This window comes from Halorubrum xinjiangense (genome assembly GCF_049604745.1).
Lineage (GTDB): Archaea > Halobacteriota > Halobacteria > Halobacteriales > Haloferacaceae > Halorubrum > Halorubrum xinjiangense_A.
This window is the reverse complement of record NZ_CP187140.1, coordinates 1,648,234-1,661,196: the sequence shown is the minus strand read 5'-3', so window position 1 is coordinate 1,661,196 and position 12,963 is coordinate 1,648,234. Positions and strand designations below refer to the sequence as shown.

Genomic DNA, 12,963 nt, shown 5'->3' with positions numbered 1-12,963 from the left:
GCATGAGCTACGAGGCAGTCCTTTTCGACCTCGACAACACGCTGTACCCGTACGCCCCCTGTAACGAGGCGGGCAAGCGGGCCGCGCTCGACGCCCTCCGCGAGCGGGAGTACGAGCTGGACCGCGACGCGTTCGACGAGCTGTACGCGACCGGCCGCCGGGAGGCCAAACGCGAGACGCGCACCACCGCGGCCTCTCACGACCGCCACGTCTACTTCAAGCGCGGGCTGTACCGGCGCGCGGGCGAGCCCGACCCCGCGAGCGCGCTGGCGGCCGGCGACGCCTACTGGAACGGCTACCTCGCGGCGATGTCGCTCTGTGACGGCGTCGAGGCGGTCCTCGACGCCCTCGACGCGGCGGGGACCGACGTCGCGATCGTGACGAACCTCACGACGCGGGTTCAGCTGCGGAAGCTCGTGCGGCTCGGGCTCGACGACCGGATCGACCTGCTCGTCACCTCCGAGGAGGTGGGCCGCGAGAAGCCGAGCACGCTCCCCTTCACGAGCGCGCTCGCCGAGCTCGACTGCCCCCCGAGCGAGGCGCTGGCGGTCGGCGACAACGTCGACGCCGACGTCGCCGGCGCGAACGCCGTCGGGCTCGACTCGGCGCTGTTCGTCGCCGACGGCGACGCGCCCGCCGACGCGGACCTCTCCGAGGCGCAGCGCCCGGACCACCGGCTCGACGCGCTCGCCGACCTGACGGAGGTGGCGGCGTGACCCGTGACGGCGCCGCTGGCGGTCCCGACTCCGACGCGAACCCCGACCTCCTGCGCGAGGCGCGCGAGGCCGTCGTCGAGTACGCGCCGGCGCTCGCGGACCTGACGCCCGGTCGAACCGGCAACCTGAGCGTTCGCGACGGCGACGCGGTCGCGGTCACGCCCACCGGCGTCCCCTACGACTCCTTCGACGCCGCCGACGTGCCCGTGGTCTCGCTGGAGGGCGAGCGGCTGGCCGGGCGGATGGCGCCGTCGAGCGAGGTGCCGATGCACACGGGCATTTATCAACACGACCGGCCGGGCGCGATCGTCCACACGCACTCGCCGTGGGCGACGACGATGGCGACGCTCCATCAGAAGCTCCCGCCGATCCACTACATGATCGCCGCCGTGGGCCGGGAGGTCCCGCTGGCGGACTACGCGCCGTACGGCACCGAGGAGCTGGCCGCGAACGTCGTCGCCGCGATGGCCGAGGCCGACTCAGATGCTGCGATCCTCGCGAACCACGGGCTCGTGGTGACCGGTCCCGATATCGAGACGGCGGTCGAGAACACCCACCACGTCGAGGACATCTGCCGGCTCTACCTGCGCGCGTCCGCCGTCGGCGAGCCGCACGTCCTCACGGACGAGCAGATGGCGACGGTGGAGGAGCGGTTCGAGAGCTACGGGCAGCAGCCGGACGCGGAGTAGGGTGGGAATCGCCGAGCCGGCCGGCGGCTCCGCCAGTCGGCCGGTTTTATAAATACACGGGCGGCTACCGGATCGGTATGACAGACACCGAGCCGGCGCCGGCGGTCCGCGAGACCGCCGAGTCGATCGCGACGATGGAGATCCGCGGCGCGGCGACCATCGCGTCCGCGGCCGCGGAGGCGCTCGCCGAGCAGGCGGAGGCGGCGGCCGAGGCGGACGCGACCGCGAGCGACCCCGAGGCGTTCCGCGCGTCGCTGCGCGCCGCGGCCCGGTCCCTCCGCGAGACGCGCCCGACCGCGGTGTCGCTGCCGAACGCGCTCCGGTACGTCCTCCAGCGCATGGAGGGCGACTCGGTCGACCGGCTCCGCCGAAGCGTCGTCGACGCGAGCGAGGCGTTCGTCGACCAGCTCGACCGCGCGCAGGAGGACCTCGGACAGGTGGGTGCGAACCGCCTCGCGGACGGCGACACGGTGATGACACACTGCCACTCCACCGACGCCCTGGCGTGTATCGAGGCGGCCGTCGAGCAGGGGAAGTCGATCTCGGCGGTCGTCAAGGAGACGCGCCCGCGCCAGCAGGGGCACATCACCGCCGAGCAGCTCCGCGACGCGGGCGTCCCCGTCACGCTCATCGTCGACTCCGCGGCGCGGCGCTACCTCGACGAGGTCGACCACGTCGTCGTCGGCGCCGACTCGATCGCCGCGGACGGCGGCGTCATCAACAAGATCGGCACCTCGGGCCTCGCGGTCAACGCCCGCGAGCGCGGCGTCCCGATCATGACCGCAGCCCAGACGATCAAGCTCCACCCGGAGACGCTGACGGGTCACACCGTCGAGATCGAGATGCGCGACGAGGGCGAGGTGATCGACCCCGAAGCTCGCGAGGCGATCGGCGAGATCGGCGTCGAGAACCCCGCGTTCGACGTGACGCCGCCGCGGTACATGGACGCGATCGTCACCGAGCAGGGGCAGTTCCCCCCGGAGAGCATCGTGACGCTGATGCGCGAGCTGTTCGGCGAGGGCGCCGCGGAGCCGTGGGCGGAACCATGAGCGGCCGCGACGACCCCGCGGGCGACGGCGATGGATCCGACGACTGGGACGAGACGGTCGCGGAATGGGACCGCGAGGTCGACGAGTGGGAAGGAGACGCCCGCGAAGACGGCGGCGATAGGACCGCTGCTTCCGCCGATAACGCCGCTGCTTCCGCCAATAACGCCGGCGACGGCGATAACGCCGCCGCTCCCGCCGGCGACGACGTCGATCCCGCGGTCGACCGCGACCCCGACCTAACCCCCGACGACGCCGACCGCGTGCCGAAGGTCGTCTCGGCGGGCCACATCAACTGGGACGTGACGATCCACGTCGACAGCCTGCCCGAGCCGGACGGGGAGACGCGGATCGACCGGCTCGAACAGTCCGGCGGCGGCAGCGCCGCGAACGTCGCGGTTGGGCTCGTCGACCTCGGCGGTCAGTCGGTCGTCTACGGCAGCGTCGGGGGCGACGAGTCGGGCGCACTCGCGCTGCGCGAGCTCGCCAGCGCCGGCGTCGACCCCGGGCAGGTGCTGGTCGACGCCGACGAGCCCACCTCGGTGAAGTACGTCATCGTCGACGGCGGCGGCGAGCTGCTCATGCTCGCGAACGACGGCGCCAACGAGTCGTTCTCCGCGGCCGGGCTCGACCGCGACACGCTCGCGGCCGCCGACCACCTCCACCTGACCGGGCAACAGCCCGAGACCGCGGCGGCGCTCGCGACGGCGGCCGCGGAGGCGGGCGCGACGCGGAGCTTCGACCCCGGCCGCCGCGTCGCGGACCGCGAGTTCGACGCCGCGCTCCACGCGAGCGACGTGCTGTTCTTAAACGATCGCGAGGCCGACGCGCTCGAAGCGGCGACCGACGTCGATCCGTGGGAGCCGGACGACCGCGTCGTCGCGATCAAGCTCGGCGACGAGGGCGCGACGGTGCGGACGCCGCACGGCAGCGTCTCGCATCCGGGGTTCGACGTGGATCCGGTCGACACGACCGGCGCCGGCGACGCCTTCGCGGCCGGGTTCCTCGCCGCCGCGCTGCGCGAGCCGGAGATCACCGGCGACGGGTTCTCGCACGACCCGCGCGACTACCAGGTGCCGATTCTGGTCGGCAACGCCTGCGGCGCCGTCGCGACCGAGTCGGTGACCGCGCGGACCGACCTCTCGTGGGACCGTGTCCGTGAGACGATGGGCGAGTCGCCGGAGACGGACCTCCTCATCGAGGTCCGCGCCTGACGCAATCGGCGCCCGTCGGCCGCACTCTCCGTCGGGCCGGGCGCCGTCGCGAAGCCGGTTCAGGTTTCAGATCTCGTCCGTGTCGCGCACGGTCCCCGTCTCGCCCCAACCGTCGGTGACCGAGAGCTTCGCGGAGTCGGGGAGCGGGTCGCTCGTGACGCGGAGCAGCGCGGCCGAGTAGGTGATCGCCTCGCCGCAGACCACGTCCTCGCCTTCCGCCCCCCGAACCGTCGCGTCCGCGAGGAGGGTCCCGTCCTCGACCGCGATCCCGTCGAACGCGATCTCGTCGTGACAGGTATCGGGACCGACGGACTCGACGTAACAGAGCACCGACTCCGCGAAGTCGGTCTCCTCGACGAACGCGCGGGCCTCCTCGGGCGCCTCGTCGAGCAGCCACGAGGCGTCCCCCGCTTCGGCGATCAGCACGCAGAAGCCGCGCCGCTCGGTTCGGTCCCATCCCGGGCCCGAGAGGGCCGAACCGACCTGCTGTACGGCCGTCGTCACGTCGTCTGCGGTGCCGTCGGCACCGTCCTCCCCGTCGGTCCCGTCGCTGTCACCTCCGTCTCCCCCGTCGTCGCCGTCGCCCCCATCCGTCCCGCTCCCACCCGGGCCGAGATCGCCGGCACCGGTACACCCCGCGAGCGCAGCGCTACCGGCGGCGGCGACGCCGTAGAGGGCGGCACGTCGCGTGAACTGAGTCATACCTCCCAGTACGCGGCCGACGCATAAGGCCTTCGTGTAAACGCAAACGCCCGTCTGACCCATCTCGGCGGGCGGTCTCGCCGTCGCTCGCGTCGGCGTGCCGTGGTCGGCTCACCCCGCACGCGGCCGTCTCACGCCGGCGCGAACAGCGCCTCGATCCCCTCGTCGTCGAGGTCGGCCGCGAGACTGAGCGCGAGCGCGACGCGCGCCTTCGCGGCCGGGAGGTCGCCGGCGAACGTCACCCCGCGGTCCGCGAGCGTGACGGCGCCGCCCGGCGTCCCGTACACCGGCTCCGTCGGCCCGGCCGGCGGTCGCCCGGCGACGACGACCGGAACCCGCTCGACCGCCTCGCCGATCGCGTCGCCGAGCGCGCCGGTGACGTTCCCGAGGCCGGTCCCTTCGACGACGACTCCGCCGACGCCCGCGTCGAGCGCGCGTTCGAGCGCCCCAGCGCCGACGCCAGTCCCCGAGTGGACGACCGGGACCTCGGGCACGTCTGCGGGGCCCTCGATCGCGTCCGCGAGCGGGTCGACCGCGACGCCGCGCTCGGGCGCCCGGACGAGGCGGGAGGCCGCGCGGGTGAACGTCGCGACCGGTCCCGTCCCCGGCGAGGTCATCGTCGACAGCGCGTTGCTGTGGCCCTTCACGACGTCGCGGGCGGCGTGGAGCTCGTCGTCGAACGCGACGTGAACGCCCGGGGCGAACCGGTCGTCCGCGGCCGCCCGGACCGCGAGCGCGAGGTTCGCGGGCACGTCGCTGGAGGGCTCGTCGAGCCGGCGCTGCGCGCCGGTGACGACGACCGGCGCGTCGAGGTCGGTGAGGATATCGAGCGCGAACGCGGTGTCCGCCAGCGTGTCCGTCCCGTGGGTGACGACGACGCCGTCGGCGCCCTCTCTCACCGCGTCGCGCGCGGCCGTCGCCGTCGCGAGCACGTCCCGCCAGCGGACGTCGAACCCGGGCTGTGAACACACCTCCCCCGTCGTCACTCGCGCGTGGTCGGCGACGGCCGGCACCGCCGCCACGAGGTCGTCGCCGGTTTTCTCGGGGGCTGCGCCGTCGTCGCCCGGCTCGGAGGCGATGGTGCCGCCGCAGGCGACGACCGTCACCCGCGGGCGGCCGCCGTCGGTGCGCGGGGCCGCGTCGTCTGGATCCCTCCGGTCCTCGCGTCGGTCGCGGCGATCGGTCTCGGTCATACCCCACCTCGCTGCCCGACGGACAAATCGGTTGGTGCCGCGGCAGTCGTCCCGCGCCGCGCGCGTCGGTCTCCGAGCGTCACCCGCCGCCGGGTTCCGGCGGTCCACAGGGGCTAGGTCGCTTCGGAACGCCCGGATTGCCCCGAGACTGTCGGACCACCGCCGATCCCGAAACAAAGGGTTAGCTGGCTCGATAAACAATTAAAATATTTCTGAGGCGGTTTTAAAATGTCCCGATCAACCGAGAAATGTGGTGAAATTCGTCGAACCCTCGTCGGGCTATATGTGGTCCCCCGTCGTACGGAGAGGTGTCCATGTCAACCCCCGCTCCCACCCAGATCGCCTCCGGCGAACGGCTCGCCGGGCTGATGACCGGCACCGTCAAGGCCGCCGCCTTCTGGGCGGCCATCGCCATCCCAGCGACGTACCCCGCCCTGCTGTACTCGGGGCTCGACGGCGGCACCGGACAGCTGTTCGTCGTGCTGCTGGTCGCGAACGCCCTCGCGCTCGCGCTCGGCCACGACTACAAGCGCTGACCGTCGACACCTGACCGCTCGCCGAGAGCCGATCCGAACCGCCCTCCGATCGCCGACGCGTCGCGTGGACACCGGCGCTTCGCCCTCCGCCCTCCACCTCTGTTCGCTCTCCTCTGCTCTCCCGCCCTCCGCCCTGCCGCCTTCTCGCTCTCCCGTCCTCCTGCCTTCCCGCCCTTCCTCCGGTTTCGTTCCTCCCCCCAGCGTCCCGCTCTCGAAGCGCTTACCCCCGCCCCGATCCGACTGGGCGTATGAGCGACGAGACCCGCGTCGAGTGGCGCGACTGGGGCCCCGAGGCGTTCGCCGAGGCCGACGAGCGCGACCGCCCGGTGCTGCTCTCGCTGTCGGCCACCTGGTGTGAGGGCTGTCACGAGATGGACGCGATCACCTACGCGGAGCCGCGGATCGCGGCCAACGTCAACGAGGGGTTCGTCCCCGTCCGCGTCGACGTCGACCGCCACCCGCGGGTGCGCGAGCGGTACAACATGGGCGGATTCCCGACGACCGCCTTCCTCACGCCCGAGGGGAAGCTGCTGACGGGCGCGGGCTACCTCGACGTCGACGGGATGCGGCAGGTCCTCGAATCGGTCCGAGAGATGTGGGCCGACAAGGGCCGCGATGCCGGGCGCGTCCCCCGCGCCCTCGACGCCGACCTGCCGCCCTGCGGCGAGGTGACCGACGAGATAGAGAGCCACCTGGCGGGCCAGCTGGAGGCGAAGTACGACGCCGAGAACGCCGGCTGGGGGACGGACGCGAAGTTCCCGCTCCCCCGGACCGTCGAGTTCGCGCTGAAGCGCGACCGGAACCGCGCGCTCCGGACGCTCGACGCGGTCCGCGACCACCTTACCGACGATGTCGACGGCGGGTTCTTCCGGTACGCGGGCACCCGCGACTGGGGCGACGTGGCCTACGAGAAGCCGCTCGACACGAACGCCGCGGTGACTCGGGCGTTCGCGAACGCTTTCCTCTACACCGGCGACGAGGCGTACCTCGACCCCGCGCTCGACGCCGTCGGCTTCCTCACCGACGAGCTCTGGACCGGCTACGGCGTCGGCGGCAGCCTCGGGCCCGGACTCGGCCGCGCCTACTACGCCGCGCCGGCCGAGGACCGCGCCGACCTCGACGAACCGCGTCGCGACCTGACGGTGTTCGCCGGCGGCAACGCACTCGCCGCGGACGCGTTGTTCGCGGTGGCCGGCTACACCGACGACGAGCACGCCCGCGAGTACGCCGACCGAATCCTCGACGGCCTCGAACGCGACCTGATCGACGCCGACAGCGGCGAAGTGACCCACTACCGCGGTAGCGACGACGCCGGCGAGTCGGACCTGCTGGAGGACGCCGCCCGCGTCATCGGGGCGTACGTCCGCGCCGCCGGCGTGCGCGGCGAGGGAGCCGACGTCGCCCGCGCGGTCGCGGATCGGGCGATAGACCGGCTTCACGTCGACGGGTCGTTCGTCGACGGGCCGCGCTCGGGGCCGGGGCTGCTCGACCGGTCGTTCCGCCCGCTCGACGCCAACGTCGAGATGGCGTCGTCCCTGCTCGACCTGGCGGCGCTCACCGGCGAGGAGCGCTACCGCGAGGTCGCCCGGGAGACAGCCGAGGCGTTCGCCGGCGCCACCGAGCGGCTGAGCGTTCAGGTCGCCGACTACGGGAGCCTCGCCGGACGGCTCCGGCGCGGGACGACCGTCATCGCGGTCGGGACCGAGCCCGGGAGCGACCTCCACCGCGCCGCGTGGCGGGTCGCTGACCACGAGAAGGTGATCGCGCCGAACGCCCACGAGGCCGACGCGCCGGCGCCGCGGACGGTTCCCGAGGGGACGGCGGTCGTCCTCGCCGGCGACGGCGCCTCCGAGCCGGCGGAAACGCCGGACGAGTTGATGGAGCGGGTCGGGGCCACGCTGGCCTGACGCTCGGAACGCGCTGGACCGACGCGAGGTCGATGTCAGCGTCGCGGCCCGCGGTCGCGCCCGACGCGACGGTCCGGATCGTAAACGGGCGACGCGTTTATACGGGTGCCGCGGCATTCGCGGGTATGGCATCTCTCCGCGACCTGGGGCTCTCCGAGTACGAGGCCCGGGCGTACCGCGCGCTCCTCCGGACCGGGCCGACGACGGCGAAGGACCTCTCGCGGGCCAGCGAGGTCCCGATGGGGCGGATCTACGACGTGCTCAACAGCTTAGAGCAACACAACCTCGTTCGCAGTCAGGCCGCGAGCCGACCGAAGAAGTACGTCGCGGTCGAGCCGGACGCCGCGCTCGACCGCCTGCTCGACGAGAAGAAGGAGGAGCTGCGGACGCAGGCCGAGCAGTACGAGTCGGTGGTCGACGAGCTCTCGACCGAGCTCGACGCGGGCGAGCCGGTCGACGGCCAGTTCTGGACCGCGGCGGTCGGCGCCGAGGAGGCGACGGACCTCCTCTTAGAGCGGATCGCCGCCGCGGAGCGCCGGGTCGTCGTGGTCGCGGGCGCGCCCGCGACCGGCTTCGATCTCGGTACGATCGGCGAGCGCGTGACCGCCGAGCTGGAGGCCGCGCTCGACCGGGGCGTGGAGATCCGGGTGCTGCTGTCGCCGGCGACGGTCGACGAGCTCCCGCGGAGCGTCGGCCGCCGGTACACCTCGGAGCTGGCCGACATGGAGGGGTTCGAGGTCCGGACGATCCCGGGCGTCGACGGGACGTTCAACGTGTTCGACGAGATAGAGGTGTGCATCGAGGTGCCGCACCCGCTGTCGGCGGACGAGCCGTTCGCGATGATTGACGTGAAAGACATCGAGTTCGCGACGAGTGTCAAAGACCAGTTCGAGCCGCGCTGGGCCGAGGCGGAGCCGCTGACGTTCGGATAGGGGTAGCAACGACTGTATATAAACGGCGGTGCGGCGGCGCGTGCCGACGAGCGCCCGTAGGGCGCGAGTCGCACGCGCGAGGGAGTCGGTGGTCCGGAGCGAAGCGGAGGACCACCGACGAGGCTGGGGAGGTGTGAGGCTGTGGTTGCGGTGCGGTCGGGTGGGGCTCAAAGGGGCAGTCGCGAGGCCGCAGTAGGCGACGTAAGCACTGGAAGGAGCGAACGGAGTGAGCGATTGAAGCGCGCAACGAGCGTACTGCGGCCTCGCGACTGGGGCTTTGGAGGTGTTCGTCACCGATCAGGAAGCATCTACGTATAGCCGAGCGGCTGGGGCTTTGGAGGCGTTCGCGGCCGATCCGGTATCGATTATTTATAAGCGAGCGACTGGGGCTTTGGCGGTCTTCACCGCACCACTACTGTCTACTTATAAATAGCCGAAAACAATACCCAAATTCACTTAAAAAGGCTCAGCGGCCGCGACAATCCGCACCTATCGATCGAGTTCGTCTCGCAGGTCGCCCAGCCGGACCTCGCGCTCGGCGTGGGCGTTGTGCTGGTGGATCGACTCGTCGTTCGACTGCTTCATGTGGATCACGGCCTCGTCCGAGAGGTGACCGAACTCGTCGACGGTCCCCTCAGCGAGCGCGCGGACGCAGTCCTCGACGAACTTCGCGTCGGCGTGGGCCTCGTAGGTCATGTGGTCCTCGTCGGGCCGCTTTGCCATGTTGTAGATCCGCGCGCTCATCGAGTCGCGGGCGACGTCGATCACGTCCCGGAGGTCCACGTCCGGGTGCCCGTCGGTCGTGATCGTCAGGGTGGCGTGGCCGCGCTGGGAGTGGCCCGGCTGCGGGACGGCGTCGAGGAACTCCTCGGTCGTTTCCTCGTCGACGCCGAGCTGGGCGAGCTTGTCGCGGGCCCGCGACTCGCTCATCCCCTGCGAGCAGGGGCAGACGGTCATCCCCGTCACTTCGGCGCCGATCTCCTCGCGGGTCCCGTCTTCCGTCGCCTCGGCGCTGGCGACGATCGTCGCCGTGCTCTGCGTCTCGATGCCGGACGCCGGCGTGTCCTCGCGGGTGACCAGCTCCGCCGACATCGACACCTCGGCGGTGGTGGTGTAGTCGTGCTTTTCGAGGAGTCGCTCGGCGGCGTCGCCGCAGACGTCCTCGACGCGGTACGCCTCCTCCCGGGTGATGTCCTCTAAGATCTCGTCGACCGTCGCGAGGTTCCGCGACATGTCGATCCCCTTCCGGCCGCTCGGGAGGTCGACGAACACCTCGAACTCCGCCATGAGGACGATCGGGCGTTTGTCGCCGCGCGCCAGCTTGACGAGCTTCTCCACGCCGGTGACGCCAACCTGCGAGAGCCCGACGGTGACGTCGGGCGACGAGGCCTGTACGTCCGGCAGCTGATGACTCATTACGAACATGATAGGGACTGTCGGGATTAGCCCTTTCGGAAGGGGGAGGTGCGTCTGGTAGTCGCGCGCGTGCGAGTCGGCCGCGCGGGCGCCCGACCGATGAGGCGTGCGGAGGGAACCGCTGGAATCGCGGGACCACCGGAATCGCGGGTCGCCGGAATCGCGGGTCGCCGGAATCGCGCTGATCCGCCGATCAGCGCGTGTGTGAGGGCTCCACGTCCTGCGGACCGTAACGCACGATTTATAACGGCGGCAGCGGAAGGTATCCCAAGACCATGCCGAGTTCCAATGGGCCGCAGAAGGCGACTCGCGACAAGCTCTCGAACAAACCCCGCAACCGCGGCACCTCCCCGCCGCAGCGAGCGATCCAGGAGTTCGACGAGGGGTCGCAGGTCCACCTCAAGATCGACCCGAGCGTCCCCAAGGGGCGCTTCCACCCGCGCTTCGACGGTCGGACCGGCACCGTCGTCGGCAAGCAGGGCTCCGCGTTCAAAGTCGAGATCCCGGACGGCGGCAAGACGAAGACGCTCATCGTCACCGCCGCCCACATGCGGGCTCAGCAGAACTGAGATGACCATCTTCAAAGAGAAGCTCGACGAGGAGTACGTCACCACCTCCGAGGCGAAGGAGATCCTCGTGGAGATCGAAGACAAGCGCGCGGAAGACGAGGACCGCGACCTCCGCTACGAGCTGGCTCGCGCGATCGAGCACGTCAACCGGTTCGCGAAGCTCGACGCCGACGAGTCCCGCGAGCTCGTCGAGGAGCTGGCCGAGCTCGACCAGATCGACGTGCCGACCGCGGTGAAGATCACCGACCTGCTCCCCGAGGACCGCACCGAGCTCCGCTCGGTGTTCGCCCAGGAGCGCTACTCGCTCGACGGCGAGGAGCTCGACGAGATCCTCAACGTCGTCGCGAAGTACGCCTGACCGCAGCCCGCGCCGATTCGCACGATCTTCTCTCCTCCCCTCCCGAGCCCTGCGCTTCCGTTCCCGACTCGCCAGATTTCCCGCCGCGACGTCCCGTCTCCCCAGCGGTTTTTTCACCGCTCGGAGCGATAAACGATACATGAACCACGCCGACGGCGACGGGACGCCGGCCGACGATCAGAGCGGGGGCGACGCCGCCGCAGACGACGGCCCGACCGCCGTCCTGCTCGACGTGCTGCCGAACGGGCGCCCCGACGACGACCGCCCGCAGTCCAGTAAGTCGCCGGTGGCGTACGGGCTCGGCGTCGATTCGTTCGCGCTGTACGAGCTGACGCTCGCCGACGACGCGGACGTCTCGGTGGGCGCCCAGATCGCGCTGGACGGCCCGGACGTCGGCCGCTACCGCGAGGTGTCGTTCGACGACCTCACCCGGAACGCGGCCGCGGAGATCGAGTACGCCGCGGAGGCGATCGTCGGGGCCGACGAGGAGCGCTTCGTCGATTTCTACAACGAGGCGGGGCCGATCACCCTCCGGCTCCACCAGCTGAACCTGCTGCCGGGGATCGGCAAGAAGCTGCGGAACGACCTCTTAGACGAGCGGAAGCGCGGGCCGTTCGAGAGCTTCGACGACGTCGAGGAGCGCATCTCCGGGCTCCACCGCCCGCGGGAGGTGATCCTCGAACGGATCGTCGAGGAGATCCGCGAGGACGACCTGAAGTACCGGACGTTCGTCGGCCGCGAGGACTGAGCCGCTCCCGAAACGAGGCTTTTACCCGAACACCGCGTGTACCCCGGCTATGACCGACTCATCGACGGGTGAGGGCGCCGCGTACGGGAGCCGCGACCCCGACGCGCTCGCGAGGCGGGCCGGCGCGCGGGCGGACCCCGACCGCGACCAGCACTTCCTCGTCGACGACCGGGTCCTCGACCGGATCCCCGGCTACCTCCCCGAGGGCGCCGACCCCAGTCACCTCCTCGAGATCGGCGGCGGCGCGGGCGCGCTCACCGACCGCCTGCTGGCGACGGCGAGCGACGCCTCGGGGCGCCTGACGGTGATAGAGCGCGACGCCGCCTTCGCCGAGTTCCTCAGCGAGGAGTTCGCGGCCGCGGTCGCTGACGGGCGCCTCGACGTGGTGGAGGGCGACGCGCTCGACGTCGAGCTCCCGTCGTTCACCGCCTGCGTCGCCAACCTCCCGTACGGGGTCTCCTCGGAGATCGCCTTCCGGCTGCTCCCGGAGAAGAAGCCGCTCGTACTGATGTTCCAGGCGGAGTTCGCCGACCGGATGGTCGCGTCCGCCGGCGAGTCCGAATACGGCCGGCTCTCGGTGTCGGCGCAGCACTACGCCGACGTGGAGATCGTCGAGCGCGTCCCGAAGGAGGCGTTCGACCCACAGCCGGCCGTCGAGAGCGCCGTCGTGCGCTGTACTCCCCGCGCCCCCGACTACGCCGTCGGCGACGAGGCGTTCTTCCTTCGGTTCGTGAAGGCGCTGTTCACCCAGCGTCGCAAGACGGTGCGGAACGCGGTGCGGAACACGGCGCACATCTCCGGGCTCGACGACCCCGAGGCGGTGGTCGACGCGGCCGACGAGGAGCTGCTCGCCAGCCGTCCCGGCACGCTGGAGCCGGCGGCGTTCGCCGCGCTGGCGGAGCTGGCCCGGGAGCGCGGGTCCCCGACGGAGGCGTGA

The 12,963-nt window shown here is 71.4% G+C and carries 14 protein-coding genes; 11 read left to right on the top strand and 3 right to left on the bottom strand.

The genetic code is table 11. The annotated features are described in order from the left end of the window. The first annotated feature begins 2 nt into the window (after nt 1-2). The 4 genes from ACOZ35_RS09550 to ACOZ35_RS09535 all read left to right on the top strand — a co-directional run bounded on the left by ACOZ35_RS09550 (nt 3) and on the right by ACOZ35_RS09535 (nt 3,665). The gene (locus ACOZ35_RS09550; protein ID WP_424013385.1) at nt 3-716 is read left to right on the top strand and encodes an HAD family hydrolase; all 714 of its coding nucleotides are present in this window, start codon (nt 3-5) and stop codon (nt 714-716) included. Next, nucleotides 713-1,405: a class II aldolase/adducin family protein gene (locus ACOZ35_RS09545; RefSeq protein WP_424013384.1), complete on the top strand. Its 693-nt coding sequence runs from the start codon at nt 713-715 to the stop codon at nt 1,403-1,405. The genes ACOZ35_RS09550 and ACOZ35_RS09545 overlap by 4 nt, the downstream gene beginning before the upstream one ends. Nucleotides 1,406-1,482: 77 nt before the next feature. Next, nucleotides 1,483-2,454 (top strand): ribose 1,5-bisphosphate isomerase, encoded by a 972-nt coding sequence (locus ACOZ35_RS09540; protein ID WP_424013383.1) that lies wholly within the window; start codon nt 1,483-1,485, stop codon nt 2,452-2,454. Further along, on the top strand, nt 2,451-3,665 hold the full coding sequence (locus ACOZ35_RS09535) for a carbohydrate kinase family protein (RefSeq protein WP_424013382.1): 1,215 nt from the start codon (nt 2,451-2,453) through the stop codon (nt 3,663-3,665). The genes ACOZ35_RS09540 and ACOZ35_RS09535 overlap by 4 nt, the downstream gene beginning before the upstream one ends. 66 nt (nt 3,666-3,731) lie before the next feature. Here the strand turns inward: ACOZ35_RS09535 and ACOZ35_RS09530 are convergent, their stop codons facing one another. Continuing rightward, on the bottom strand, nt 3,732-4,367 hold the full coding sequence (locus ACOZ35_RS09530) for a hypothetical protein (RefSeq protein ID WP_424013381.1): 636 nt from the start codon (nt 4,365-4,367) through the stop codon (nt 3,732-3,734). Nucleotides 4,368-4,498: 131 nt separating this feature from the next. After that, nucleotides 4,499-5,560: an asparaginase gene (locus tag ACOZ35_RS09525; RefSeq protein WP_424013380.1), complete on the bottom strand. Its 1,062-nt coding sequence runs from the start codon at nt 5,558-5,560 to the stop codon at nt 4,499-4,501. 314 nt (nt 5,561-5,874) lie between these two features. Between ACOZ35_RS09525 and ACOZ35_RS09520 the strand changes: the two genes are divergently transcribed. The 3 genes from ACOZ35_RS09520 (at nt 5,875) to ACOZ35_RS09510 (ending at nt 8,935) form a co-directional block, all read left to right on the top strand. Then, nucleotides 5,875-6,096, top strand: coding sequence for a hypothetical protein (locus tag ACOZ35_RS09520; RefSeq protein ID WP_424013379.1), 222 nt, complete (start codon nt 5,875-5,877; stop codon nt 6,094-6,096). Between the two features lie 248 nt (nt 6,097-6,344). After that, a complete protein-coding gene (locus ACOZ35_RS09515; protein WP_424013378.1) occupies nt 6,345-8,003 on the top strand; it encodes a DUF255 domain-containing protein in 1,659 nt (552 codons plus the stop codon). A gap of 125 nt (nt 8,004-8,128) precedes the next feature. Then, nucleotides 8,129-8,935: a TrmB family transcriptional regulator gene (locus ACOZ35_RS09510; RefSeq protein WP_424013377.1), complete on the top strand. Its 807-nt coding sequence runs from the start codon at nt 8,129-8,131 to the stop codon at nt 8,933-8,935. A 489-nt stretch (nt 8,936-9,424) separates the two neighbouring features. Here ACOZ35_RS09510 and mptA read toward each other — a convergent pair whose 3' ends face one another. Beyond that, entirely contained in the window at nt 9,425-10,351 is a 927-nt protein-coding gene (gene mptA, locus ACOZ35_RS09505; RefSeq protein ID WP_424013376.1) for a GTP cyclohydrolase MptA, read from the bottom strand. Between the two features lie 275 nt (nt 10,352-10,626). Between mptA and ACOZ35_RS09500 the strand changes: the two genes are divergently transcribed. The 4 genes from ACOZ35_RS09500 (at nt 10,627) to ACOZ35_RS09485 (ending at nt 12,963) form a co-directional block, all read left to right on the top strand. Then, entirely contained in the window at nt 10,627-10,920 is a 294-nt protein-coding gene (locus ACOZ35_RS09500; RefSeq protein ID WP_006112901.1) for a 50S ribosomal protein L21e, read from the top strand. Nucleotide 10,921: 1 nt separating this feature from the next. Next, nucleotides 10,922-11,278 carry an RNA polymerase Rpb4 family protein gene (locus ACOZ35_RS09495; RefSeq protein WP_424013375.1) on the top strand — a complete coding sequence of 119 codons (357 nt, stop codon included), beginning with the start codon at nt 10,922-10,924 and terminating at the stop codon, nt 11,276-11,278. 139 nt (nt 11,279-11,417) lie between these two features. After that, nucleotides 11,418-12,026, top strand: a complete 609-nt coding sequence (locus ACOZ35_RS09490) for a DUF655 domain-containing protein (RefSeq protein WP_424013374.1) — start codon at nt 11,418-11,420, stop codon at nt 12,024-12,026. A 49-nt stretch (nt 12,027-12,075) separates the two neighbouring features. Next, a complete protein-coding gene (locus ACOZ35_RS09485; protein ID WP_424013373.1) occupies nt 12,076-12,963 on the top strand; it encodes a 16S ribosomal RNA methyltransferase A in 888 nt (295 codons plus the stop codon).

What these genes read in the sequence shown, in the direction of transcription:
- ACOZ35_RS09550 (WP_424013385.1), top strand. Translation starts at nt 3, where the DNA reads ATGAGCTACGAGGCAGTCCTTTTCGACCTCGACAACACGCTGTACCCG.
- ACOZ35_RS09540 (WP_424013383.1), top strand. Translation starts at nt 1,483, where the DNA reads ATGACAGACACCGAGCCGGCGCCGGCGGTCCGCGAGACCGCCGAGTCG.
- ACOZ35_RS09535 (WP_424013382.1), top strand. Translation starts at nt 2,451, where the DNA reads ATGAGCGGCCGCGACGACCCCGCGGGCGACGGCGATGGATCCGACGAC.
- ACOZ35_RS09530 (WP_424013381.1), bottom strand. Translation starts at nt 4,367, where the DNA reads ATGACTCAGTTCACGCGACGTGCCGCCCTCTACGGCGTCGCCGCCGCC.
- ACOZ35_RS09525 (WP_424013380.1), bottom strand. Translation starts at nt 5,560, where the DNA reads ATGACCGAGACCGATCGCCGCGACCGACGCGAGGACCGGAGGGATCCA.
- ACOZ35_RS09520 (WP_424013379.1), top strand. Translation starts at nt 5,875, where the DNA reads ATGTCAACCCCCGCTCCCACCCAGATCGCCTCCGGCGAACGGCTCGCC.
- ACOZ35_RS09515 (WP_424013378.1), top strand. Translation starts at nt 6,345, where the DNA reads ATGAGCGACGAGACCCGCGTCGAGTGGCGCGACTGGGGCCCCGAGGCG.
- ACOZ35_RS09510 (WP_424013377.1), top strand. Translation starts at nt 8,129, where the DNA reads ATGGCATCTCTCCGCGACCTGGGGCTCTCCGAGTACGAGGCCCGGGCG.
- mptA (WP_424013376.1), bottom strand. Translation starts at nt 10,351, where the DNA reads ATGAGTCATCAGCTGCCGGACGTACAGGCCTCGTCGCCCGACGTCACC.
- ACOZ35_RS09500 (WP_006112901.1), top strand. Translation starts at nt 10,627, where the DNA reads ATGCCGAGTTCCAATGGGCCGCAGAAGGCGACTCGCGACAAGCTCTCG.
- ACOZ35_RS09495 (WP_424013375.1), top strand. Translation starts at nt 10,922, where the DNA reads ATGACCATCTTCAAAGAGAAGCTCGACGAGGAGTACGTCACCACCTCC.
- ACOZ35_RS09490 (WP_424013374.1), top strand. Translation starts at nt 11,418, where the DNA reads ATGAACCACGCCGACGGCGACGGGACGCCGGCCGACGATCAGAGCGGG.
- ACOZ35_RS09485 (WP_424013373.1), top strand. Translation starts at nt 12,076, where the DNA reads ATGACCGACTCATCGACGGGTGAGGGCGCCGCGTACGGGAGCCGCGAC.